The organism is Roseiflexus sp., assembly GCF_057785375.1.
Map to the genome: position 1 here is coordinate 25,841 of NZ_JBYNRX010000052.1, position 25,411 is coordinate 51,251.

A 25,411-nucleotide genomic window follows, 5' to 3' on the forward strand; every position below is an offset into this window, starting at 1 on the left:
GTGACCTTCGTGGTTACCGCTTTGTGCAGTGAAGTCAATCATGGTTTTTGAGCACATCATCCGGCATCGCCCGGTGCAGCCCGCGCAGGCGGGCTTGGCAACCGTAGCCCGCGGCTTCAGCTGCCGGGCGGATTGCGAATGCGCGTTGCGGATCGTTACGTCCTGCGAACCGGCGCTCGAACATCTTGTCTGACTGACCGCACGTTAGTATGAGCATCGTGTACCGCCAGGCGCTGTGCCAGGCGATGATCCGGTCCGCCGACAGCCGACCCGTGCCATGGACGCTCCCCAGGTTTTGTGGTACACTGGCATCGGAAATGTTGAGAATAACTGCTCCCTCGGTATGCTATGTCTCGCCCCGGTCGCAATGGCCGGGGCATTTTGCAGGTGAATGAGATGATCCGACGGAACGAAATCCGCAATATTGCAATTATTGCCCACGTTGACCACGGCAAAACGACGCTGGTCGACGGGTTGCTGCGCCAGGGGCGCATTTTCCGCGATAATCAGCAGGTCGCCGAGCGTGTGCTGGACTCGAATGACCTTGAGCGCGAACGCGGCATTACCATCATGGCGAAAAACACCTCGGTCACGTATCGAGACGTCAAGATCAATATTGTCGATACACCGGGACACGCCGACTTCGGCGGCGAGGTCGAGCGGGTGATGAATATGGTCGATGGGGTGCTGCTGCTGGTCGATGCAGTCGATGGTCCCATGCCGCAAACGCGGTTTGTGCTGCGTAAGGCGTTACAGGCTGGCCACCGGGCTATCGTGGTCGTCAACAAGATCGACCGCCCCAATGCCCGCCCAAACCATGTCGTCAACGAAACGTTCGATCTCTTCGTCGAACTAGGCGCAACCGACGAGCAGGCCGAGTTTGCCACAATTTACACCAATGCGCTCAAAGGGGTCGCTGGACGCTCACCGCTCAAAATCCATGACTCGCTCGAGCCGCTGTTCGAAGCCATTCTCGATCAGATTCCCGGTCCAGAGGTCGACCCCGACGGTCCGGCGCAGTTGCTGGTGACGAACACGGTGTACGACGATTACAAAGGAAAGATTCTGATTGGACGGTTGCGCCGCGGTTCGTTGCGCAAGGGACAAACGGTGGCGCATATTGCGCGCAATGGTGACGTGTCGCAGGCAAAGGTCAGCCAACTCTTCGTCTTCAATGGCCTCGACCGGAACGAGGTTGAGGAGGTTGCCGCCGGCGATATTATCGCCATTGCGGGGATTGGCGACGCTGGCATTGGCGACACTGTCGCCGATGCGCAATATCCGGAAGCGTTGCCGCCGATTGCGGTCGAAGAGCCGACGGTGCGCATGACCTTCAGTGTCAACACCAGCCCGTTCGCCGGACGCGAAGGGACTTACGTGACCTCACGCAAACTGCGTGAGCGGCTCTATCAGGAACTCGAGCGCGATGTGGCGTTGCGCGTAACCGATACGGACTCGCCCGACGCCTTCGTCGTCAGCGGACGCGGCGAACTCCACCTCACGATACTCATCGAGACGATGCGCCGCGAGGGGTATGAGTTTCAGGTCTCGCGCCCTGAGGTCATTTTCAAAGAGATCGATGGCGACAAATATGAGCCGATTGAGCAGGTTGAACTGGAGGTCGCCGAACAATATCAGGGCGCGGTTATTGAGCTGATGGGGCAGCGACGCGGGTTGATGCGCGATATGAGCATTCGCGATGGCGGACTGGTGCATATGATCTTCCATGTGCCAACCCGCGGTCTGCTCGGCTTTCGCCAGACGTTCCTGACCGCGACGCGCGGTGAAGGGGTGATGAACTCGCTGTTTATCGGGTATGAACCGCTGACCGGCGAGATCGTCACTCGCCCGAACGGGTCGCTGATCGCATCTGAAAGCGGCGTCGCCACTGCCTACGCCCTCAACCAGGTTCAGGAGCGGGGCACGCTCTTTATTACACCCGGCACAGAAGTGTACGAAGGGATGATCGTCGGTCAGCACATCCGTGAGCGTGACCTGGAAGTGAATGTCTGTCGCCGCAAACATCTGACGAACATCCGCTCCTCGACGGCGGAAGAGGGCATCCGATTGGAAACGCCGCGCGTGCTGAGTCTCGATGACGCCATCGAGTACATCAGCGACGATGAGTTGGTCGAGGTGACGCCAAAGAGCATCCGGCTGCGCAAGCGACTGCTCGCCCTCAACGAGCGTCAGCGCGAACAGAAACGGCGGGAGTTAGGGGTTAAGGGTTAGGGGTTATACTATGGAGCGAACAACCAGATGTTGCCCATGGGCAATATCTGGTTGTTCGCTCCATCAGGCGCTGCAACAGCGCGACTCCCTTGCCTGCAACCTTCCGCTTTCTCATCTTCCTGCGTTCAACGCTCAACCTTCAACCGCTCGACTAGGTCGATGTACCGCTGCATCGCCGCTTCCCTGGCCACGCCTTTGAGTTTCGCCCAGGCATCATACTTCGCCTGTCCAACCAAGTCGAAGCCGCCAGGCCGCTTGCCGCCGACATCGCCGACCGTCGCCTGTTTGTAGAGCGCGTACAGTTGCAGCATCGTATCGTTGTCGGGACGCTTCGACAGACGGGCAGCGGCTTCGGCGGCCGCCGCGAATTTCGCTTCCAGTTCGGCGCTCATTGTCATACTCCTATCACTGTCTCTCCACCTTCAACACGATACGCATACGCCATGCGCGGCGTGTTGAAGGCAAATCCTATCCGTCCCCGCGCATCTAGCAGAATGACGCCCCCTAATCCAAAGACGCGCTGCTCGAGCCGTTCAATCGCCATTCGCGCCGCAACTGCCGGCGCGTACCCCGCGCCCAGCAGGTCGGTTGCGGTCTTCGCCAGTAAAACCTTGATGATCGATTCCCCCCAACCAGTTGACGAGCACCCGCCAGTCTGCACATCAGCGTACAACCCCGCGCCGATCAACGGCGAGTCGCCGACCCGTCCGGGGAGTTTAAACGGCGTGCCGCCAGTCGATGTGGCAGCCGCCAACTGTCCATAGCCATCGAGCGCCACGGCGCCAACCGTGTCGCCAGGATGGTTGATCCGCACAGGAGGAGCCTCCAGATGCAGGGATGCCGCATATGCTGTTTCGCGGTCGCTGCCGCCCCATACGATGCCGCGCTGCCCGGCGACCTCGCCAGGCGGACGCTGAAACGCGTCTGGCGCGCGGAACGCCTCCAGACGCCGCAGTTCTTCCCAGCGTGCACGCTCGCGCGGCACGATCAGGTCTTCGTCGGCGCAGCGCTCCACACCGACTGCCTCAGCAAAGCGTTCGGCGCCCTGACCGACCAGCACCACCGCTTCGCTGTCGAGCACGCGACGCACCAGCGTGACCGGATTGCGAACGCCGCGCACTGCCGCCACCGCGCCTGACCGCAGCGTCGCACCGTCCATGATCGCGGCATCGAGTTCAACCAGACCATCGCGGTTGAGCACCGAACCGACTCCGGCATCAAAGGCGGGGTCGTCCTCCATGACGCGCACCGCCGCCTCAACGGCATCGAGCGCCGTGGCGCCGCTGCGCAACGCCTCCCAACCGACCGCCAGCGCACGCCGGCAACCGGCGCGATGCGGTTCAACCTCATCATCGGGAATATCCCACGCGCCGCCGTGGACAACCAGGGCTATCGGCATCGCTCGCCTCCTTGCCGAATGTTCTTCCGCCTTCACGCTCCACCAGCAGAATCCGACGGCGGCGCTTCACCGGTTGCCTGAACCAAATGCCGGAGATAAACGAACGCTGAGAGCGCAAAGGGAACCATCGCAGCGTAGAGCGCCGGACGTCCGCTGCGCGGACCGTCGGCAAGGTACAAGAGCATCGCCAGCGTTAGCGCCAGGGTCGTTGCCTTGCCGGATGGATGCGCGGTCGCAATGACGCGCCGGCGCCGATAGATCAGCAACCCGCCTAGAAGGATCGCGAGATCACGTCCGACGATGAGCGCCGTCGCCCACCAGGGAAAACCACGCACCCGCGAAAGGGTGACAGCCGTCGCATCGATCATCAATTTATCTGCCACTGGATCGAGCAGTTTGCCCAGCGGCGACACCTCATGCCTGCGACGGGCGATTGCCCCGTCGATGGCGTCAGTAAACATTGCGGCGCCAAGAATGCCGAGCGCCCGCCAGCGCTGTTCGGGACGCTGCATCGCGTGCAGCGCCGCCGGAAGCATCAGCAGGCGCGCAAGTGTTAGCAGGTTGGCAGGGTAGAATACTTCACGCATTTTGAAGGCATGGCGCAAACGTGCAGACATATCAGTACGACGGAGGCGGTCCGTAGCCCGGCGGCGCTCCATAGTAGCCTGGCGCAGCATAGACTGGCTGATCCGGCGGGAAGATGCGTTGCATCGCCTGACCGACCGCATGCCCGATCATGCAATAGGCGTAGAATGACGTGAACAGGACGCCAACACCGCACGCAATGGCGCCCAGACCTGCAACAATGCCAGCGATGATGCCCACGACCAGGATCATCAAGAACACTCCGATGTTGTTACGCAGCATAGCGAGCACATCGGCGAACTTGAACGCCTCGCCGAACGAATCGGTCGCCAGGTAGCGCATGGTTGCCGCCAGTCCAGCAGCACCGCACACAATCACAGCGATGAAGATCAGCGGAATGAAACACAAACTGATCAAACCGACAAATGCTGCTCCCCCTTCCGACTCGCCTGAAATCGCTGCGGCAGCGATGGTGAGAAACGCGAAGATTCCATAGATGATCGCCACCGGCAACACATAGACGAACTGAATCACAAATGTCATAAAGCCCGTCTTCAGAAGATCGCCGAACTCACCCCACGCCGGCAGCGGACGCGGATTGCCGCGCGCCACATTTTGCGCCACGCGGTAGTAATACCCCTGAACGGCGAACGCTCCCACGATCGGTATCAGGGGTATCAGGCCGCCGATCAGCACCTTTGTGATCCATTGTTCATCTTCGGTCACGAAGGTGAAGGTCTTTCCGATCTCCATGTCTCCTCCTTTGCTACATCAACTCACTGACACGGGAGAAACCGCGTCGTTCGAGTTCGCGTTCCGCTGCAACGTATACCTGAACCACGAGGAGGTGTGCATAGAGCAGTGCGCTCAGCGTCAACCAGATCAGCAGCAGCACGATCACCAGGACGCCGGGAAAGGTCAGATTGGCGACCAGGAAGGTCAACCCGCCAAGTGCGACAGCAGGCAGATAGGCGGGCAGCGATGCCAGACGCGCACGGAAATAGACGGCGCGCGCGCCAGGGCGCAACGCTTCGCGCAGAGAGCGCATGCTCATCGCATGCTCCGGCGAGGCGTCCTGTACATAGATCAGGCGACCAACCATCGACACGCTGCTCATGAACATGAAGAGCACGTACACGATCATCACGCCGCCAATGATCGTCAACGCCTGATTGGCGAATGCCGGAGAATTGCCCAACACCGCCGAGAATGCAACGCAAAAAGCGATAACCCCCACGACCATGAACGGCATGACATAGAACAGAAAGTCGATAATCCAGGCAAACATCCCCATCAACCAGCGCGTTGACCAGTCGAACCAGGGGGGAAGCGGCGTAGGAAACCCTTTCCGCGAGTTGTCGATATACTCAATAATCCATCCGCCTGCAAACGGCGCACCGACTATCGACATGAAGAACGCGCCGCCGATCAGGATTTTGCGCCACCAGAGCGGGTCGCTGTGAACAGTTCGAATGGCGGTTCGGAGATCCATGCAATCAAGGGGGTGCTGAAGGGCGAAACGCTGCCACGCTATAACGCCGCAAGATGCTGGCGCAGCGCATCGAGCGCCATCGTGCCTGCGAAATCCCAGACATCCTCGCTGCGCATATCGAAGCGGCGGCGCCACTCATCGACCCCGCCATCGTGCGCGATCGCCACACAGATCGTCGCAAAGCCATCTGGCACAATCACGCTCGAAGGTTGCAGCGCCAGCCCGATATCGGCGCGCCACTGATGACGCACCGCGACGGCGCCGGTGCGCGCCAGGCTCTGCGCCGCATCATCGTCGGCTGGAATGTCCGCCGGGTGGACGATCACGCCCCGCAACGCGGCAAGCGCATCCTTTTGGGCGCTCAGGATACGGTACAGCGGCGCAGAAACCACTCCTTCGTGCAGGGCGATCGTTTTGCCGCGCTCGCGCAGCAAGCGGGCGACCGTCTGATCGAGGCGCTCATCGCCAAGCAGGTTCGCGCCAAGGCGTTCGCGGATTGTCGACTCAACCCCGGCGATCAGCGCTTCTGCATCGGCGCGACTGCTCGCCCGGGCGCCGATGCGCAACTCGTACTGCGCACGTTTGGCGGAAATGCCAAGCGTCGGATTAGTCTGCGTCATCAGATCGGAGAGCATGTCACCGATGACGCTTTCGCCCAAACCGACGGCGTGCAGGGTGCGTACCAGTATGACGCCGGTTTCACCACGTTCGTCGCGCAGGTACGGCAGGATAGCATGCTCCCACAGGTAGCGCATCTCAGAGGGGACGCCGGGCAGCACGACAACCGTGCCGCGTGCATCTTCGACAATGAAAGCCGGTGCGGTGCCGCGCGGATTTTCCACAATCCGCGCGCCTTCGGGAACGTATGCCTGACGGCGGTTGCTCTGCGGCATCGGACGACCGAACGCGCGAAAACGCGCTTCGATCTGGTCAAGCAGATGCTGATGGAAGACGAGCGGACGCTGGAGCGCGCGCGCAACCGCTTCGCGCGTTACATCATCGACCGTCGGACCAAGCCCGCCAGTGCAGATCAGGAGGTCGGCGCGATCGAGCGCTTCACTGATTGCAGCGGCAATGCGCTCCTCGTTGTCGCCAACAACCGACTTGCGAAACAGGTTGATGCCGGTGGCAGCCAGTTGCTGCGCCAGATAGGCGCTGTTCGTATCGATCGTCTCGCCGAGCAGCAACTCTGAGCCGATCGCCAGAATTTCAGCGTTCATACCGCGCCCCTGGCACATCGGACGGAGTGTGATCGGTGTTCGCCATGCCAATAGCACGGCGGCGACGCACATTAGCCCACAAGTCCTGCTCATAGGCTTCCATTGCCTGTCGCCCGGCGGCAATGGCGCCGCGAACGCGGCCCGCCAGGGCTTCAACGCCGCCAAAGCGCGCGGTTCCGATCGCTACGGCTGCCGCACCGATCGCCACACCGACGGCAAAGCCGACCATAAACCGCTTCATCGATGCTCCTTGCTTATGCTTTTGCTTCGATCTCCGCCAGGGCGCGCGCAATGAACGCTGCAACCGGCAGTGCGCCAAGGTCTTCGCCCGACCGGGCGCGCACTGCGACGGCGCCGGCGCTCTGCTCTCTGTCGCCGATTATAAGCATATACGGTATCTTCTGCAACTGCGCCTGACGAATCTTCGCCTGCATACGCTCCCTGCTCGTATCAACATCGACCCGCAACCCGGCTGCGGTCAACTGTCGCCCGACTTCAGCGGCATACGCGCTGTGCCGTTCATCGGAAATGGGAATGACGACCGCCTGAACCGGCGCCAGCCAGAGCGGAAAAGCGCCGCCGTAATGTTCGATCAGCACCCCCAGAAAGCGCTCGGTGGTTCCGGTCACGGCGCGGTGCAGCACCACCGGCGTGCGCGGCTGACTGTCTTCCGCAATGTATTCCAGACCCAGGCGGCGCGGTTGGATGAAATCCACCTGGATGGTTGACAATTGCCACTCGCGCCCCAGAACATCGCGCGCCAAAAAATCGGCTTTCGGTCCGTAAATCGCCGCCTCGCCCGGCGCTTCTTCGTACTGCACGTTGTAGTGATCGAGGGCAGTGCGCAGCGCGTTCTCCGCCAGGTCCCACGCCTCGTCATCGGCAATGTACTTCCCGCCCTCGCCGCGTAGCGAGAGACGCACCCGATAGTTGGTAAACCGGTATGTCTCGAGCACCTCGCGAATGAGACGCAACGCCAGCCCAAATTCTTCTTCGATCTGGTCTGGACGACAGAAAATATGGCAGTCATCCTGGGTCAGCGCCCGCACCCGCGTCAGACCGGTCAGCGTCCCGCGCTCTTCATAGCGATAAAGGGTTGCGAACTCGGCGAAGCGCAACGGCAGGTCACGATACGAATGAATCCCCATCTCCTTATAGAGGGTCATATGGCTGGGGCAGTTCATCGGCTTCAGGCGGTAGATATGCTCCTCATCCTCGACCATGGGCGGGAACATGTTCTCGCGGTACGCCTCATAGTGTCCAGACTTTTTGTACAGCGTCTCCTTGACGATATGCCCCGTCCAGACGTGCTGATACCCATAGCGCGTCTGGACCTCGCGCACATACGACTCCATCAGATGCCGTAACATCTCGCCCTTTGGCGTAAAGAGCGGCAAACCGGGGCCAATGTCGTCGGAGAAGTAAAACAGTCCCAGTTCTTTCCCGATTCGGCGGTGGTCGCGCCGCTTCGCTTCCTCGAGGCGATGCAGATAGGCGTTGAGTTCCTCTTTGCTCTTCCACGCTGTGCCGTAGATCCGCTGGAGCATCGGACGGTTCGAGTCGCCGCGCCAGTACGCGCCGGCCACGCTCATTAACTTGAAGGCATCCGGCGGGATCTGTCCGGTGTGTTCCAGATGCGGACCACGGCAGAGATCCTCGAAGGTATCGTGTTTGTACGTCGAAATGACCGTGCTCGCATTCCCCCGTTCGCCATACTCGTCCTGGCCGTGGAGCAGTCCGTTGATCAACTCCAGTTTGTATGGTTGGTCGCGGAACAACGCGCGCGCCTCATCGGGATCGACGACGCGATAAACGAAGGGATGCTTTCCGGCGATGATCCGGCGCATCCGCCGTTCGATCTCCTCCAGATCATCCGGCGTCAACGGGCGCGGCAGGTCGAAATCGTAGTAGAACCCGTCCTCGATGGGCGGTCCAATGGCGATTTTTCCTTCCGGAAAGAGTTCGAGCACGGCCTGTGCCATTACATGCGCAGCAGAATGGCGTAAACGATAGTAGGGATCTGTGTCTGGCTTAACCGGCATAGACAACCTCGCCGCTTCTATGTGTCCGTCACGGTAACGATCATTTCACCGGGTTCGATACGCAGATCGGTGACCCGGCGCCCCTGCGCTTCCAGCAATTCGTTCAGCCGTTGCTCAACCGGCGCCAGCAGATCACCGGGTGAGATCAGACGACCGAGCGGTCCATCGAGACGCGGATCAAGCGCGATGATGCGACCATTTTGAAGCGCCACACCCATACGCGCCGTTCCATTCAGTCCAAACGCGCGAAGATCGACCTCCAGACCGCCGCTGACCAGGCGAACCGTCGCCTGCTCGATCGGCGCCAGCAAGTCGGCATTCGTCTGCAGGTAGGCATTGATCTCCTGCTCATTGATGCGCATTTCGCCGGCAGGAAGCGCAGCGACCAGCGTCGGCAGCAGGCCTCCGCCATCCAGCGTTTCATCACCACCCAGGCGTTGCACTGCCTGTTCGCCGACCATGCGGCTGAGCGATGGGCGCAGCACGAACAGGTAGACGGCAACAAGCGCAACAAATACCCAGATGAGCGCGGTTATCCATCCCAGACAGGCGATGCCGCGACGTGAGCGCGACTTCGGCTGACGCTGCACAGGTCGATAGGATCGTGTCATAGTCGAATAAAAAACCCCTCATCCCGCATGGGACGAAGGGCTGCTTCGTGGTTCCACCCATGTTCAGAACGGCGCTACCGAAGCACACGTGATGGCAGCGCATTCCCTCATGACCGCGCTATCGGGCGGACCCGCGCCCCCATACTTGTCGGTGCGACGTTCAAGAGGCGGCTCGGAGGGGGTTTTCGCTGCGTCCGTTACCGGGTGCGCTTACAGTCATCGGCGCGCCCTCCCTGAAGGCCGTTGCGCAGCTACTCGTCCTCGTCAACGCAATAGTGAGCGATTTGTTCGCGTACTGCTCTGTTATGGTACACGACGAGGTGCGGTATGTCAAGGATTCCGCGAGTATCGGCGGCAACCGTGAGCTGGCAGGAAGTCCGAATGCTCTGGCGGTTCACCACACTCACCGCCATCCGGCGCGGGAGCGCACGGATTGACTTTCATCCCTCAGAGATCCATGGAGAGACGTCGCACCCGTGCGAATCCGTGTTTCCGTCACGCTTGTTGGACCAGCACATCACGGACGCCGCAGCGCATCGATCAACGTCTGGGTTGCCGGCGGCGGCGGCGGGGTCAACCGACTGACCACGACCGTCGCTGTCAGACCGGCGATTATTCCGAAGATACCGCTCGCCGGACCAGAAATGCCAAGGATGGCGGTGGTTGGACTCAGCCAGTTGGCCAGGATTGCGCCGATAATCGTGAGTAATCCGGCGAGCATGCCAGCGATCGCACCCTGCCGATTGGCGCGGCGCCAGAAGATGCCAAGCGTCAGCACGGGGAACATGGTCGCGGCGGCAATCGAGAATGCCCAGGCGACAAGTTCAACGATGATCCCCAGCTGGCGCAGCGCCGTCAATGCCGCCAGCAACGCTGCCAGAAACAGTGTCGCGCGACCGATGGCAAGCAGCGTGCGCGTCACGGCGCGCCGATTGAGCGACTGATAGACATCCAGCGCCACCGATGAGGTAATGACCATCAACAAGCCATCGGCAGTGCTCAACGCCGCCGCCAGACCGCCTGCGATCACCAGTGCAGCGACTGCGCCGGGCAACCCGACAATTTCAGGGGTTGAGATCACCACCAGGTCAGGACTGATCTTCAACTCATTGTACTGGAGGATGCCGTCAGTTGACAAAGGTGTGACCATGCGACCGCTCAGTTCATCGAGCTGAATGCGGCCATCGCCATTGGCGTCGGCAAACCGGAGAGCGCCACTTTCCAGCGCTCCCGCCGCCCACGCCGGAAGTTCCGTAACCCTGCGATCTTCGAGCGTTGTCAAATCGGTAATGCTCAACAGACCGGCATTGCCCCAATTCACCGCCCACTGTGGCAGCGAGCGCACCGATTGGCCAACGACATGCGCCAGAATCTCCCAGCGGGAAAAGGCGGCGTAGGCAGGGATCGTCAGATAGACCAGGACGATGAACAGAAGCGCCCAACTGACGCTGCGCCGGGCATGGATCACCGATGGCGTCGTGTAAAAGCGCACCAGGATATGCGGCAGACCGGCTGTACCGCACATCAGGCAGGCTGCCAGCGCCAGGTACTGCCAGACCGACCAGTCATTGAACGGGTCGGCATACGACCTGGCGATCCCCTGTGTCGCTTCCAGATCGGCAATCACATCGAAAGCGGCGCCATACATCACCTGCGGCAGCGCAATTCCCGTATCCTTAAGCGAGAGCAGCACAGCCGGCGTCAGATAGGTCACGACGATCACGATCGCCTGAACGACCTGCGTCCAGGTGACGGCTTTCATCCCTCCCAGGTAGGAACAGAAGAGCACAGCGCCAAGTCCGATCGCCACGCCGAACAGATAGTTGACGCCGAGGAAGCGCCCCATAATCAGGCCAATGCCCGACACCTGCGCCGTCAGATAGGTAAACGAGACAATCACCGTCACGACCGCAGCCACCAGGCGCGCTGCGGTTGAAGCATACCGCACGCCGATAAACTCAGGAATCGTGTACTGACCAAACTTGCGGAGATAGGGCGCCAGGAGCAGCGCCAGCAACACATACCCGCCGGTCCAGCCAATGATGTACGCCAGACCCTCATAGCCCAGCATCCAGAGCGTCCCGGCAAGTGAAATGAATGTCGCGGCGCTCATCCAGTCCGCACTGATCGCCAGCCCGTTGAAAAACGCCGGAATGCGTCGTCCGGCTGCATAATACTCGTCCAGGTCGACAGCGCGGCTACGGACGCCAATCGCGGCGTAGATGGCAATAGTCAGCGCAATTGCCCCCCAACCGATAACAGTCAACGGCAGAGAGAGCACAACATCAGCGACAATAATCAGGACGCCGCCGACCACCACCAGGGCTACCGGCAGCAAGGTATCGGTCATCGCCGGCGCGGTTCCGACGACGCGACCGCCAAAGCGACGGTCGCGCCGTGTCATCACCGCCGTGTAGAGCGCCGTCAGCGCCAGAAAGAGAAGCGGGGCGCCCTGCGCCCCAAGGAAGTACCCAAGCGGAAAGCCGGTCAATACCCGGATCTGAGTCAGGGCAGGCGCCAGAAGAGGGGAGAGAAACGCGCCGCCAGCCCATACGAGGAGCAGAACGACAATCACACGCACGTTCGACGACCAGTAGACGGCTTGTTCGGAAGGTGACAGTGCAGCGGTCTTCTGCGTTTCAACAATCGTTACTGCCGGCAGGTCGCGCCGTTCATTCTGTCGGCGTGGCACATGCAGCAGCGGCGACGCGCGGCGGCGGTCATCGGCGCGGCGCTCAAGTTGCGGAAACAGCAACGTCAGCAACATGAGCGCAATCGCGATCATCGCCAGCCAGAACGTCGCCCCAATGAGCAGACCGGTCCAGTTCAGAACAGCCTCCTTTGTGATCAGGAGCGGGATGCCTGCCTATTCAGCCACGGCGATGCGAACCGGTTGATGGACAACGGCGGTTGGCAGAGTCACATGAAACGTCGAGCCTTTTCCGACGCCATCGCTCTCAGCCCAGATTTCACCGCCGCAGGCATACACCAGGTGCCGGGCAATGGTCAAACCGATGCCGGTGCCGCCGCTATTGCGCGTGCGCGACTTATCGACCCGGTAGAAACGCTCGAAGATCAGCGGAAGATGTTCGGCTTCAATACCGATCCCGGTATCGCGCACCGATATGCGCACATACTCACCAAGCGGCGTCAGCGACACCTCAACCTGACCGCCGGCGGGGGTGTAGCGCAACGCATTCGACAGCAGATTCACCATCACCTGCATCAGCCGATCAGGATCGGCATAGATATCGAGGGCGGGGACAGGCACATGAAGGCGCAGATCCACTTCGCACGCAACAAATTGCGGCTGGAAACGGGCGATCAACTCCTGCAACAACGAACAGACATCGAAAACGCGCGGCTGAACGTGCAATTCCCCGGCTTCCGCACGCGACAACAGACCAAGTTCCTCGGTCAGGCGCCGCAAGCGAGCCGCTTCGTGCCGGATCAGGGTGAAGGTCTGCTCATCCGGTGCGATGACGCCATCCAGCAGCCCTTCCATATATCCCTCGATGGTGGTCAGCGGCGTGCGCAGTTCATGCGCTACGTCGGCGATCAACGCCAGACGCCGCTGCTCGGTGCGGTCGAGCGCCTCCGCCAGATGGTTGATACTCTGACTCAACTCAGCCAGTTCATCATCCGAATAAATAAACGTCCGCTCCCGATAATACCCCTGCGCCAGACGGCGACTCACTGCGGTAAGGTCCTGGAGCGGCTCGACGATGCGCCGTGAGACGAACAGGCTGACGACCACCGCCGCTGCCAGAGCGCCGAAACTTGCCAGTAGCAGCGCCTGTTCGAGGATGGACTGGAAACGACGCTGGATTGCCGTTTCTCCCGCCAGAACCAGCATATCATCTTCTGCTTCTGCTCTGGACAATGATGCAATCGCAGCGCCCTCCATCATACTGCTGCGCACCAGAATCTGCGCGGCGCCAAGCAGCACCACAATCGCAATCACAATAATGATCGCGTGTGAGACGAACAGTTTCCAGCGGAGTTGATGGAACCAGTTCATACGCAACATGGAAGAGCAACCGGCGGTTTCCGCGCCGAACAATCGTATCAACCGGTGAATTTGTATCCGACGCCGCGAACGGTCTGGATCAATGTCGGTTCAGTCGGATCATCCTCCAGTTTGCGCCGCAGCAGACTGATATGGACATCAACCACGCGATCAACCCCATCGAAATCATGCCCCCAGACCCGTTCGAGCAACTGTTCACGAGTAAACACGCGCCCGGGCATTGCTGCGAGTGTATAGAGCAGATCGAACTCACGCGCCGTCAACGTGATCGGCACGCCGCGACGCTGCACCTCTCGCCGCGCCACATCAATCTGAAGATCGCGAAAGGTCAACAGGGCGGACTCAGGGGAGAAGGCGGCGCTCGCGTGGCGTCGCCGACGCAGGATCGCCTTAACGCGCGCAACCAGTTCACGCGGGCTGAATGGTTTGGTCAGATAGTCGTCCGCGCCAACGGACAACCCCACAACTTTATCAACTTCCTCAGCGCGCGCTGTTAGCATGAGCACATATGGTCCACCATCATGCTGAAGACGCCGGCAGATTTCAAGACCGTCCAGTCCCGGCAGCAGTAGATCAAGGATAACCAGATCGGGACGGAGCGTCTGCGCAAGCATCAGCCCTGCCTCGCCATCGCGCGCCGTATGCACGACAAAGCCGTCAGCCCTCAGATAGGCGACGACCAGGTTGAGAATCGGCTCCTCATCCTCAACAACGAGGATTGTTGCGGCCATATCGGTTACCCCACCGTAAGCGAAATCGGTGCGCGCGGATCAGTTTGGTGAGAGCGATGCGCTCATTCTGTCATCTCATGTTATGTATACGATAGAGTCGGGTTGCTGTCAATCCATGCGATTTCCTGCCCGGAGGAGTCTCTCTTCTCATAATTGGAGAAGATGATCACCGTCATAGTAGTGTGTGTGGAAGTGTGGAAAGAGCGGTGAACAATCGTCCAGAGCGCGCAAACCTTGTAGAACAACTGGTGGAGAGATCTCCGCAATCTATCCAGAGAAACGTTGGACGTGGAGGATGTGTTCACCTTCTTCCACCATCAACGCGCCCCTGCTCCACCGACGTATCCACAGGATCTCATGTATGTTTTCCACGACAATGGCACGCCAGTCCTGCGCATTGAACGGGAGCGTCCTCCTGAATTCAGGAGGACGCTCGACGAGACTCATATTGAGGAACCGACGTGGCCGGCGGACTACTGTTTCTTCCCCTTGTTCTTTTCGTCATCGTCGATATCCAGCGTGTTGATGAAATCGCGGAAGAGCGAGAGACTCTCATCAGTTGATGTATCCGCTTCTGGTTCGTCGGCTTCGGTTGCACCAGCCAGCGTGCGCGACGCGCTCTTGGGTTTCTCATCGGCGGCGGCAGTTTCTTCTTCCTCGAAGAGCACGCCGGCAGTCTCGAAGACATGGGTTTCGACGTAGATCGGCGCATCGGCGCGCACGGCAAGCGCGATCGCATCGCTTGGACGGGCGTCGATCTCAATGGTGTGACTGCCCTGCTCAACGACAATCCGTGCATAGAACGTACTATCCTGGATGTCGTTGATGACGATGTGGCTAATTGTCGAACCCAATTCGCTGAAGACTGATTTGAGCAGATCGTGCGTCATCGGACGCTGTGGTTCGTGCCCTTGCATGGCGAGCGCGATCGCGTCGGCTTCGAAGGCGCCAATCCAGATCGGCAGGTAGCGCCGACTCTCGGCTTCGCGCAGGACGACGACACGGTGCTGTGTCAGCAGACTCACGCGGATGCTGTCAACAGTTACACGGATCATCGATCGACCTTTCTGAGGATCGCTTGCGCGTTTGAGCACGGCAAGCGTAAAGATGTCTGATAGTAGCGCTAGCTTCCATACTAACACGGTGTGAGTTGGTACGTCAAGGCGGAATCAGAAGGTCGGGTCCATGCATAGTCAGACGGCATCCCGGCGCTGCGGGCGAAAGCCCGTGCGCACGCCCCGGCGGGGCTGCCGCGTGCGCAGGATTGGACAGCGGCGCGGGGAGACGGCGTGAATTTGTCCGCAATCGCGCCATCTTTCCTGGCGCCATACCTGAAGCGCCTGCGGCGGAGGCGGTGTGTGATGTACTGCGGGTGCGACGCCATACCCTCCCAATGTTGTCTATACCGCCGGCCTGATCACAGACGGCGTGGGCTGAGCCTGTCGAAGCCCACGCCGTGCCCTCCTGTGTTGTCCCGTGTGCGTACAGCCCCGTATGAGCGTTCACGTTCCCGGCGGGGGCGCCAAACCGCAGCGATACGGCATTTCGTCGACCCATCAGGTCCACACCCATATCACGGCAGTTCGCGCAAACTCTTTCCTCATGCTACAATGAGGCAGCGTCGGAGAGGCGATCGACGTTTCACGTGAAACAGTACTGCAATGTCAACCATCGGCGCTTCGGAACCGTACATCCTCGCTCTGGCGAACCAGAAGGGCGGCGTCGGCAAGACGACGACCGCCGTCAACCTCGCGGGTGAACTGGCGAGCCGCGGTCAGCAGGTGCTCCTGGTTGATTGCGATCCGCAGGGCAACGCGACGACCAGCCTGGGAGTCCCCAAACGCGATCTGCGCTATTCGACATATGAGGCGATCGTCGGCGTCGCCGGTCTGGATCGGGCAATCCGGTCAACTGGCCGCGCCGGGTTGGACATCGTGCCAGCAAATGAACATCTCGCCGGCGCCATGGTCGAACTGGTCACGGCTGAACGCCGCGAATGGCGCCTTGCCGACGCGCTTGGCCAGGTGGTCGGGTATGATTGGGTGTTGCTCGACTGTCCGCCTTCCCTGGGATTGCTGACGTTGAATGCGCTTTGCGCGGCGCGTGGAGTTATCATACCGCTTCAGTGCGAGTACCTGGCGCTCGAGGGGTTGGCGCAGTTGAAGGGGACGATCGATCGGGTCCGCGACCATCTCAATCCGCGTCTGACGATTGTCGGGGTGGTCATGACCATGTTCGACGGTCGCACCAACCTGGCGCAGCAGGTCGTCGAAGAGGTGCGTCGTTACTTCCCGCAACGCATCTTCCAAACCCTGATCCCGCGCAGTGTGCGCATCAGCGAGGCGCCCAGCTACGGGCGCACGATTGCGGAGTACGATCCTTCCAGCCGTGGTGCGTTCGCATATGCAGCGCTTACTGATGAAGTGCTGCGCCGTATTGATCGACAGGCGGTTGTGCAATGAAACGTCCTCGTGGGCTTGGCAGCGGTCTTGCTGCGCTGATTCCCGGCGATACGGAACGCGCTGTGGTGCGGGAGACGTCAATCGACAGCATCGATGCCAATCCGTATCAGCCGCGCACCGATTTCGATGAAGCCGCGCTCGACGAACTGGCGGCATCCATCCGCGAGCATGGGATTATCCAGCCATTGATCGTCACCGAACGAGACGATGGTCGCTATGAGTTGATCGCCGGCGAACGTCGCCTGCGCGCCGCCTGTCGCGCCGGGCTTGATCGCGTGCCGATCATTGTCCGCGAAAGCACCCACCAGCAGGCGCTCGAAATTGCACTGATCGAAAATATTCAGCGCGCTGATCTCAACGCCCTCGAAGAGGCGCACGCCTACCAGACTCTGAAGGATGAGTTCGGTCTCAGCGATGAAGCCATCGCGCAGCGCGTCGGTCGGAGCCGCGAAGCGGTCGCCAATACGCGCCGCCTCCTGGGACTTGCGCCGGTCGCGCAACAGGCGCTCCTTGCCGGACGCATCAGCGCCGGCCATGGACGTGCGCTGCTCAAACTCGCCGATGATGCGGCGCAGGAAGCGACAGTGGCGGCAATTATCGATTATGACCTGAATGTTCGTGAAGTGGAGCGTCTCACCGACCACGCCCGGACGACCGGCGACATCCATCGCGCGCTCTCGGTGGTCCGCCCGCGTCTGCCGGAAGAGACGCCGGTCAAACGCCAGCGCGCTTCCCGGTCATCCGACCTGTCGCCGGACGATCAGAACATCCGGCGCGAACTCGAACGTTTGCTCGGTACGCCGGTGAGCCTGGTCCGTACCGACCGTGATCTCAGGGTGACGATCGTGTTTCATACCGAGGAGAAGATGCAGGAGTTCTTTGATCGTCTGTCAATGGATAGATAGCGCCGGTCGGTTATTCCAAAGACGATCTTGCTCTTCTGAAGACATGCAGGCGGCGGAGGTCGGGGCGATGTTCACAAAACGGTACAATAAGCATATCCGTCAATGGACGGCTGATCTGGCAGCGCGAACGCTCGGTCGAACCGGTGTGCATCCGTCGATGTTGACAGTTTTGAATCTGCTGTTGACGATTGCAAGCGTCTGGTGGCTGGCATCCGGCCAGTTCTTCGTCGGCGGATTGATCGTCGCGTTCGCCAGTCTGTTCGATGTGCTCGATGGCGCTCTGGCGCGCGCAACGAATCAGGTCAGTCGCTTCGGTTCGTTTCTCGACTCGACGCTCGACCGCTATGCAGATATGGTTATCCTTCTCGGATTGCTGATCTATTTTGAACGTCTGATGCCTCACGCCGTCGAAACGCTGCTGATCTTCGCGTCCGCAATCGGTTCGCTGTTGACCAGTTACATCCGCGCCCGCGCTGAAGGGTGCGGCTTCGATGGTAAAGCCGGATTGCTCGAGCGCCCCGAGCGGATTGCCCTGATCGTCCTTGGATTGCTGACCGGCTGGGTGACGCTGATGCTCTGGTGTCTGGCGGTCCTGAGCAACATCACCGCAATCCAGCGCTTTGTCCATGTGTGGCTCCAGAGTCGCGCCGAGCCGGTCGCAAAACGTCCCATCCACGCAGTGGAACGTGGCAAGTAAACGAGGACGGAACGCCCTGCCGGGACGGAATATGGTACAATGCTGTTGCCTGTCCATTCAGGTGCGACGCATACGCCGTCACGTGCATGTTGCTTGAACTCAACATCAGCGATTTCGCAATTATTGAGCGCCTCAATCTGCGCTTCTGCGACGGGTTCAATGTCCTTACCGGCGAGACCGGCGCCGGCAAGTCGATTATTATCGATGCGTTGGGAACGCTGCGCGGCGAACGCACCGATCCTTCCCTTGTGCGCTCCGGCTGCGAACGCGCCCGCATCGAAGGGGTGTTCAGCATTGCCGACCGTCCCGATCTCCTGTCGCTCCTTGATGAGTATGGTCTGCGCGATGACGACGATCAGGCGATCCTGTCACGCGAGATAATCCGCGAAAGCGGGCGGAGTGTTGCGCGCGTCAACGGGCGCGCGGTCAGCAGCGCCGTGCTGCGCGACATTGGCAGTCGCCTGGTCGATATCCACGGTCAGCACGAGGGTCTGTCGCTCTTCAACAGCCGCACCCACGGCGAGATGCTCGACCGTTTCGGCGGTCTGATCCCGCTGCGTGAGCAGATTGCCGCACAGGTCGCGGCGTTGCGCCATGTGCGCGATGAACTCGCAACGTTGCGCAGCGCTGCGGCGCGCCGTGCCGAACGCATTCAGGAGTTGACCTTCCTTCTGGAAGATGTCCGCGCAGCGCGCCTTCGTCCTGGCGAAGAAGATGAATTGCTGCGCGAACGCGCCCTGCTCCAGAATGGCGCGCGTATTACCGAACTGGTTGCGACAGCCTATGCGCTGCTCTACACCGGCGATGAGACTGGCCGGCGCGCTGCCCGGTCGGCAGTCGAACTCCTCGGCGCTATCAGCGATGCGCTTGCCGAACTGGCGCGTCTCGATCCGTCGTTGCAGCCGGCTGCCGAGCAGGCGGCCGATCTCCTCTACAATGTCGAGGATCTTGCGACGCGCGTGCGCGCTTACCGCGATGCGATGGAATTCGATCCGGCGCGACTCGACGCCATCGAGGATCGTCTGACCTTGATCCGCGATATGCAGCGGAAGTACCGCGGCAGCATCGATCAGATCCTCGAACGAGCAGCGTCCGCCGAAGCGGAAATCGAACGCCTGACCCGCAGCGCCGAACATTTGGCGGACCTTGAGGCGGAAGAACGTCGCCTGCTCGCGGAGATCGGCCATCTTGCCGCTGAGTTGTCTCAACGTCGCCGGGAGGCGGGTGACCGCCTGGCGCATGCCGTGGATCAGGCGGCGCGCGATCTTGCGTTGCCGCATGTGCGCTTCGCGGTGAGTATCGAGCGCACCGAAGACCCTGACGGCGTTCCGCTGGTTGACTGTGGGGTCGAACGTCGCCTGGCGTTTGATCGCACCGGCATCGATACGATTGAGTTTCTGCTCTCGCCCAATCCCGGCGAGCCGCTCAAGCCGCTGGCGCGGATTGCATCGGGCGGCGAGAGCGCACGTCTCCTGCTGGCGCTGAAATCGATCCTTTCGCGCGTTGATGATATCCCCACCCTGGTATTCGATGAGATCGACGTCGGCGTCGGCGGTCGCGCCGGTCAGGTGGTGGGGGAAAAACTCTGGAGCATCAGTGATCGCCATCAGGTCATCTGTATTACCCACCTGCCGCAGGTTGCCACGTTCGCCGATGCGCACTATGCGATCACGAAAGTATTCGGTGATGGACGAACGCGAACGGTGGTCGAGCGGCTCGACGATGCGCAACGGGCGCACGAGATCGCTGCTATGCTCGATGGTACGCCGGTGAGCGAGCATAGTCTCCGCAGCGCGCTCGACATGCTCGAACGAGCGCGGGCGTACAAGCAGCGGCTCGAACGCGACCTGGCGCCAGAGCCGCTGCGCGTCGGTGTTGAGCGCACGTCATGATCCGGCGCTGATGCAGTTCGTCGCGGGAGGATTCGCGGTGTCTCGATCATCTGTTTCGATCTGGTGTGAGCGCATGATTGAGGGCGGATGGCTGCTTGCCCTCTTGCTGATACCAACCTACTTCAATCTGTTATCGGCGCGTCACTTCGAGCCGGATAAAGCGACTACGCTGCGCTCGATTGTGATGGTCATGCTGGCGGTTGCGCTGATCGACGCGCTCGAACGCCTGACAAACCGTCGCGCCGCCGAGGATGCGTCCAATGTGCCCTGGTTCCGGCGCATCGCTGCTGTGCCGCTGGCTGTTCCGACCATTATCTATGCAGCAGTCTTTCTTCTGGCAACGGCCGTCTCGATCGCGCCAGCGGTCAGTTTCTGGGGGTCGTACCAGCGCCTGCAGGGGACGTTCACCAACCTCTCGTACATTGGCCTCGGCGCGTTCATTGCCCTCTATCTCCGTCGCCGCGAGCAACTCGATCGCCTGGTGATAGTGATGATCCTCGCCGGTCTGATCGCCGCGTGCTACGGTCTGGTTCAGCACATGCAGCTCGATCCGCTTCCCTGGCGCGGCGATGTGGTGTCGCGTGTGGCGTCCACGATGGGGAACTCAATCTTCGTGGCCGCCTACATGATTATGGTGCTGCCCTATGCGCTCTACCGCGGCATCGTCGCCGTCCATCAGGCGCGGAACGCAGACGCTTCACCGTCCCGTCCGCCAATCGATCTGGGATGGGGCGCAGCGTATGTCTTGCTGGCGCTGTCTGCGCTGGCGCTGGTGTTTGCCGCAATGATGTTCGGCGCCGTCGTGCGCGCCGCCGACCTGCGCTACTGGTGGGTCTACCCCGGCGCACTGGTCGTCGCTGGCGGATTGTTCCTGCTTATTGCGCTGGCGCCGCACCGCGCCGAACGCCTCACGTTCAGCATGTTCATGCCAGGCGTCCTGATGCTGGGGTATGTCGTCTTCCTCGGTATGTCGTATACGCTGGGACAGGGACCGAACCAGCGCGTGGTTCCGCTCGAGGGTCGTCCCGGCGTCGAGTGGCCTCTCTGGCTGGGCATCGCAGTGGCGCTTATGACGTCTGGGTATGCGCTGCTGATCTTGCTCCCTCGCCGTACTGCCGGACCGTCGCGCTTCGGTCTCGTTCTTGAAGCGGTTGGCGCGTTTACCATTGCCGCGTTGCTCCTGGCGGCCATCTTCTTCACTCAGAGTCGCGGACCATGGCTGGGCGGCTTTGCGGCGCTGTTCGTGTTCTTTACCATGCTCCTGATCCTGGCGCTGCGCCGGGCGCAGCAGCGCAACCAGGCGCGCGCGCGCCTCTGGCGAGGGTTGCTCATCGGCGAGGTGGCGCTTGCGATTGCACTGGCAGGCTTTCTGGCGGCCTTCAACCTTTCCGATGCGCCGGTGTTCCAGCAACTGCGCGATGTGCCGTATATCGGTCGCATGGGTCGCCTGCTCGAAGTCGAGACCGGCACCGGGCGGGTGCGCTGGTTGATCTGGTTTGGCGACGACAAAGCCGGCGGCGCCGCTGCGCTCATCCGGTCTGATCCATTGCGCACGATCGTCGGGTGGGGTCCCGAAACCATGTTCGTGGCGTACAATCCCTTCTATCCGCCGTCCCTGACCAGCCTCGAGGCGCGTACGGCATCGCCGGATCGGTCGCACCAGGCGTACCTTGATGAAATCATCAACAAGGGCATCCTGGGTCTCATAAGTTATCTCTTCCTCCTGTTCAGCTTCTTTGCGCTGGCGTGGCGTCTGGCGACCCGTGTGACGGACTGGGGACTGCAAGTGCTGATCACGGCGGCAGTCGCTGCAGTGACGGCGCACGCGATCGAGGGGTTGACCGGTATTCCGATCGTATCGACGCTCATGCTCGAGTGGGTGTCGTTTGCGCTCGTCGTGGTCGTGGGAGGAATCGCTGGCGAGTATCATCTGCCAGGCGCTGCACCGGTTCAAACAGCGCCAGCGCCGGCGCCCGCCGTGGCCACCCCGGCGGCGCCAGCGCGCCAGCGCGGCGGACGGCGCGCCCAGGCGGTTAAGCGCGGATCACCGTCAACCGGTCGATCAGCGGCTTCCCGTACCCGCTCCGAAGGACGCACCGCGGCGATGGCGGTCTATGCCATCATTCTGATCCTCGCCTTCCTCGGCGTCTGGACGTTCAACGTGGATAGCGTCCTGGCGGATATGCGGTTGCAGCAGGCGCAGGGGTACATCGACGATCCACGCGCCCGGCTGGATCAGCAGATCGTCGGCGCAGGGTATCTGCTGGATGCGATCCGTATGGAGCCGGGCCAGGATTTCTACTACCTGACGCTTGGCCGGTCGCTCATGACCATGGTCTCGATACGCGCCGATGAAGCGCGCCGCACCGGCGCCCCCCTTGGCCAGGTCAATCCGAATGCCAGCGTCGCCACCCTGCTGCAACTCGATGACACGGCGGCGCTGCAGGCGTTTGTGCTGCAGCGCTCGCCCATGGAATTGATGAGCTACGCCCGCGCCGTCCTGTTGCGCGCCCAGCAACTTGCGCCGCTCAACAAAGACCACGCCGCCAACCTGGCGCGTATGTACAACTTCTGGTATCAGAACCTGAGCGGCGGTCAGGATCGTGACGCGCTTGTGCAGGCAATCGAGTGGTATCAAAAAGCGCACGCAATCGCCCCCCAGGATGTTGCCATTCTGAACGAGTATGCCAGCGCAGTTGCACGATCCGGCGATTACGACAAAGCCCTGGCGCTGCTCGAAACATCGCGCAATCTCGATCCGCTCTACAATGATACGCTGCTGCGAAAGGGCGAGATCCTGCGGGCGCAGGGACGGTACGCAGAAGCTGTCGATCAGTATCTGACGTTGCTGGCCCGTGACTCGTCCGCGCTCGATGGACAGATAAGCGCAATCGCATCGGCGCTCTCGTCCGACCCGGCGCAGTTGACGCGCCTGCGCGACACGTACAGCGCAGCGCAGGCGTCTCGTCCCAACGACCCGCAATTGTCATCGATCATCGGTCTGCTCTCGGTGCGCGCTGGCGACCTCGAAACCGCCGCGAACGCATTTGCCGAGGCGGTGCGATTACAGCCGGACAACCTGGAAGCGCGCCAGAACTATACCATTGTGTTGAGCGATCTCCTGCGCTATAATCAGGCGGTGCAGCAGGCGCAGGAGTTGCTGGCGCGCGCATCGCAGCGCCAGGAGACGACCGATCAACAGCGCGCTGCAATCGAGGCGTTGCTCGGCTACCTCCGGCAGCGCGCCAGCGGCGGATAATGCCTGTCTCTATCCCGACCGCACGATAAGACGACGGATATTCCTGGCGCCAGAGCGCCTGTCTGCGCCCTTCCCGCGTGTCGAAGGGCGCGGATCGTGCGGTCGTTCTTTTCGCTGCGTTGATTGTATGGAGTAGAATGTGCCTGCCCTGCTGTCGATCTTTCTCAACGTTCTGGCGCCGGTCTTCTTGCTCGTGTCGTTCGGTTATGTCGCTGGTCCCCGTCTCAGTCTCGAATCGCGCACTCTGACCCGCTTTTCCTACTTCATCCTGATACCCGCCTTCACGTTCGATGTGATGAGCAGCGCGCGCATTGGCGCAGCGCTTGCCGGTCAGATGGTCGCCTATACGGTGGTTGTGCATCTGGCGTGCGCCGGCGTAGGGTATGTGGTTGCCACGCTGCTGCGCCGCTCGCCGAAGATGGTCGCCGCCTACATGCTCATCGCCATCTTTGGCAACGTCGGGAACTTTGGCATCCCGATCATTCAGTTCCGCTTTCCCGGCAGTGATCAGGCGCTGGTCGCCGGGACCGTCTACTTTCTGGCAATTTCCAGCATCGCCTTTGTCGTCGGCGTCGCCGCCGCCAACTGGCATCGCGGCAGCGCCTGGCGCGCTGCGCTTGCCGTGGTCAAAACGCCAGCCCTCATTGCCGTTCCGCCGGCATTGCTGGTCAACAGCCTGCAGATCGAACTGCCGCTGCTCCTCTCACGCTCGATCAGTCTCCTTGCCGCTGCCATGATTCCCACCATGCTGGTGGCGCTCGGCGTGCAGCTCTCCGGCGCAGGCATGCCGCGCCTGACGCTCGATACCGTGCTGGCAGCCGCCGCTCGATTGGTTGCAGGACCGGCGCTGGCGCTGTTGCTGGCGCCGCTCTTCGGTCTCGATGGCATCGAACGCGCGGTTGGCGTGTTGCAGGCGGCCATGCCTGCCGCCGTCCTGGCGTCGATCATTGCAGTCGAAAATGACCTGCTGCCGGAATTCGTCATCACAACCGTCCTGTTTTCCACCCTCCTCAGCATCGTAACGCTGACGATTGTGCTGGCAATTGTGTAGCGAGAATTATGGTATAATAAACGTTGTCAGGTAGTCTCTCTGCCTTCTTGTTGTTCATCTGATACAATATTTCATAAGAATGCTCCGCTGTCGCCATGATGCGCAGTGAATGACCGTGCGCCTGTCGTACAGGGGTAAGTCTCCTTATGCGTCTCCTGTGCTGCGAAGGTCTCCAGGCTCAAGAAAAGGGAGCGACGTTCTATGCAAGTGCTTTTGCGCGTGAGTGATGCGATTGATGCGATCAATGAGTGGATCGGCAGCAAAACGGCGTATATCGTCATGGCGATGGTCGCCATCGGCTTCGTCAATGTCGTCGCGCGCTATGTCGGGCGCTTCATTGGCACACGCCTCACCTCGAATGCGATTATTGAGTTGCAGTGGTACCTGTTCTCGATCATGTTCTTCCTGGGCTTCGCCTATATTCTGAAGCATAACCTGAATGTGCGCGTCGATTTCTGGTATGCCAACTGGCCCCCCCGACGACGCGCCCTGATCGATTTCGCCGGAACGCTGTTGTTCCTCATCCCCTTCTGTATCCTCGCCATCGTTGTGACCATCAATCCGGTCTTGTTTTCATGGGGCCGTCTTCCGAATGGCAACTGGGGAACCTGGGAGGTGTCGCCGGACCCGGATGGCCTGCCGCGCGCGCCGATTAAGTCGATGATTATCGTCGCTTTCGTGTTACTGCTGTTGCAGGCGATTTCCCAGGCTATCAAGTATTTTGCAATTATCACCAATATGGTGCGCGCTGAAAAGGCGGCGCAGATCGAGGAATACCACGCGCCTTTAGTTGAATAGGAGTG

At 60.9% G+C, this 25,411-nt stretch carries 21 protein-coding genes; 8 read left to right on the forward strand and 13 right to left on the reverse strand.

Annotated elements, in window-relative coordinates; all coding sequences use genetic code 11:
- Positions 1-396 precede the first annotated feature (396 nt).
- Complete coding sequence (typA, locus tag AC3EA7_RS09040; protein ID WP_488613717.1) at positions 397-2,232, forward strand: translational GTPase TypA; 1,836 nt, start codon at positions 397-399, stop codon at positions 2,230-2,232.
- Positions 2,233-2,357: 125 nt separating this feature from the next.
- Here the strand turns inward: typA and AC3EA7_RS09045 are convergent, their stop codons facing one another.
- From AC3EA7_RS09045 to AC3EA7_RS09105, 13 genes are all read right to left on the reverse strand, one after another.
- A complete protein-coding gene (locus AC3EA7_RS09045) occupies positions 2,358-2,624 on the reverse strand; it encodes an acyl-CoA-binding protein (protein ID WP_488613718.1) in 267 nt (88 codons plus the stop codon).
- 2 nt (positions 2,625-2,626) lie between these two features.
- The gene (locus AC3EA7_RS09050) at positions 2,627-3,631 is read right to left on the reverse strand and encodes an isoaspartyl peptidase/L-asparaginase family protein (protein WP_488613719.1); all 1,005 of its coding nucleotides are present in this window, start codon (positions 3,629-3,631) and stop codon (positions 2,627-2,629) included.
- A gap of 32 nt (positions 3,632-3,663) precedes the next feature.
- Positions 3,664-4,248: a CDP-alcohol phosphatidyltransferase family protein gene (locus tag AC3EA7_RS09055; RefSeq protein ID WP_488613720.1), complete on the reverse strand. Its 585-nt coding sequence runs from the start codon at positions 4,246-4,248 to the stop codon at positions 3,664-3,666.
- A 1-nt stretch (position 4,249) separates the two neighbouring features.
- Positions 4,250-4,969, reverse strand: a complete 720-nt coding sequence (locus AC3EA7_RS09060; protein ID WP_488613721.1) for a DUF4013 domain-containing protein — start codon at positions 4,967-4,969, stop codon at positions 4,250-4,252.
- Positions 4,970-4,982: 13 nt separating this feature from the next.
- Entirely contained in the window at positions 4,983-5,708 is a 726-nt protein-coding gene (locus tag AC3EA7_RS09065; protein WP_488613722.1) for a DUF4013 domain-containing protein, read from the reverse strand.
- A 38-nt stretch (positions 5,709-5,746) separates the two neighbouring features.
- Positions 5,747-6,928, reverse strand: a complete 1,182-nt coding sequence (locus tag AC3EA7_RS09070) for a CinA family nicotinamide mononucleotide deamidase-related protein (protein ID WP_488613723.1) — start codon at positions 6,926-6,928, stop codon at positions 5,747-5,749.
- Entirely contained in the window at positions 6,918-7,169 is a 252-nt protein-coding gene (locus AC3EA7_RS09075) for a hypothetical protein (RefSeq protein ID WP_488613724.1), read from the reverse strand. Before AC3EA7_RS09075 ends, AC3EA7_RS09070 begins: the two co-directional genes overlap by 11 nt.
- 13 nt (positions 7,170-7,182) lie before the next feature.
- Positions 7,183-8,970 (reverse strand): threonine--tRNA ligase, encoded by a 1,788-nt coding sequence (thrS, locus tag AC3EA7_RS09080; RefSeq protein ID WP_488613725.1) that lies wholly within the window; start codon positions 8,968-8,970, stop codon positions 7,183-7,185.
- Between the two features lie 17 nt (positions 8,971-8,987).
- A complete protein-coding gene (locus AC3EA7_RS09085) occupies positions 8,988-9,581 on the reverse strand; it encodes a hypothetical protein (RefSeq protein ID WP_488613726.1) in 594 nt (197 codons plus the stop codon).
- Positions 9,582-10,098: 517 nt separating this feature from the next.
- Complete coding sequence (locus tag AC3EA7_RS09090) at positions 10,099-12,366, reverse strand: VC_2705 family sodium/solute symporter (protein WP_488613727.1); 2,268 nt, start codon at positions 12,364-12,366, stop codon at positions 10,099-10,101.
- An 81-nt stretch (positions 12,367-12,447) separates the two neighbouring features.
- Complete coding sequence (locus tag AC3EA7_RS09095; protein WP_488613728.1) at positions 12,448-13,602, reverse strand: sensor histidine kinase; 1,155 nt, start codon at positions 13,600-13,602, stop codon at positions 12,448-12,450.
- Between the two features lie 47 nt (positions 13,603-13,649).
- Positions 13,650-14,342, reverse strand: coding sequence for a response regulator transcription factor (locus tag AC3EA7_RS09100; protein WP_488613729.1), 693 nt, complete (start codon positions 14,340-14,342; stop codon positions 13,650-13,652).
- A gap of 473 nt (positions 14,343-14,815) precedes the next feature.
- A complete protein-coding gene (locus AC3EA7_RS09105) occupies positions 14,816-15,397 on the reverse strand; it encodes a bifunctional nuclease family protein (protein WP_488613730.1) in 582 nt (193 codons plus the stop codon).
- 606 nt (positions 15,398-16,003) lie between these two features.
- On the opposite strand from AC3EA7_RS09105, the gene AC3EA7_RS09110 reads away from it, so the two are divergent.
- From AC3EA7_RS09110 to AC3EA7_RS09140, 7 genes are all read left to right on the forward strand, one after another.
- Complete coding sequence (locus AC3EA7_RS09110) at positions 16,004-16,804, forward strand: ParA family protein (protein WP_488613731.1); 801 nt, start codon at positions 16,004-16,006, stop codon at positions 16,802-16,804.
- Entirely contained in the window at positions 16,801-17,709 is a 909-nt protein-coding gene (locus AC3EA7_RS09115) for a ParB/RepB/Spo0J family partition protein (protein WP_488613732.1), read from the forward strand. Before AC3EA7_RS09110 ends, AC3EA7_RS09115 begins: the two co-directional genes overlap by 4 nt.
- A 67-nt stretch (positions 17,710-17,776) precedes the next feature.
- Complete coding sequence (locus AC3EA7_RS09120) at positions 17,777-18,406, forward strand: CDP-alcohol phosphatidyltransferase family protein (RefSeq protein WP_488613733.1); 630 nt, start codon at positions 17,777-17,779, stop codon at positions 18,404-18,406.
- Positions 18,407-18,492: 86 nt separating this feature from the next.
- On the forward strand, positions 18,493-20,298 hold the full coding sequence (gene recN, locus AC3EA7_RS09125) for a DNA repair protein RecN (protein WP_488613734.1): 1,806 nt from the start codon (positions 18,493-18,495) through the stop codon (positions 20,296-20,298).
- A 37-nt stretch (positions 20,299-20,335) separates the two neighbouring features.
- A complete protein-coding gene (locus AC3EA7_RS09130) occupies positions 20,336-23,557 on the forward strand; it encodes a hypothetical protein (protein ID WP_488613735.1) in 3,222 nt (1,073 codons plus the stop codon).
- A gap of 139 nt (positions 23,558-23,696) precedes the next feature.
- A complete protein-coding gene (locus AC3EA7_RS09135; protein WP_488613736.1) occupies positions 23,697-24,608 on the forward strand; it encodes an AEC family transporter in 912 nt (303 codons plus the stop codon).
- Between the two features lie 201 nt (positions 24,609-24,809).
- Positions 24,810-25,406 (forward strand): TRAP transporter small permease subunit, encoded by a 597-nt coding sequence (locus AC3EA7_RS09140; RefSeq protein WP_488613737.1) that lies wholly within the window; start codon positions 24,810-24,812, stop codon positions 25,404-25,406.
- The last annotated feature ends 5 nt before the right edge of the window (positions 25,407-25,411 follow it).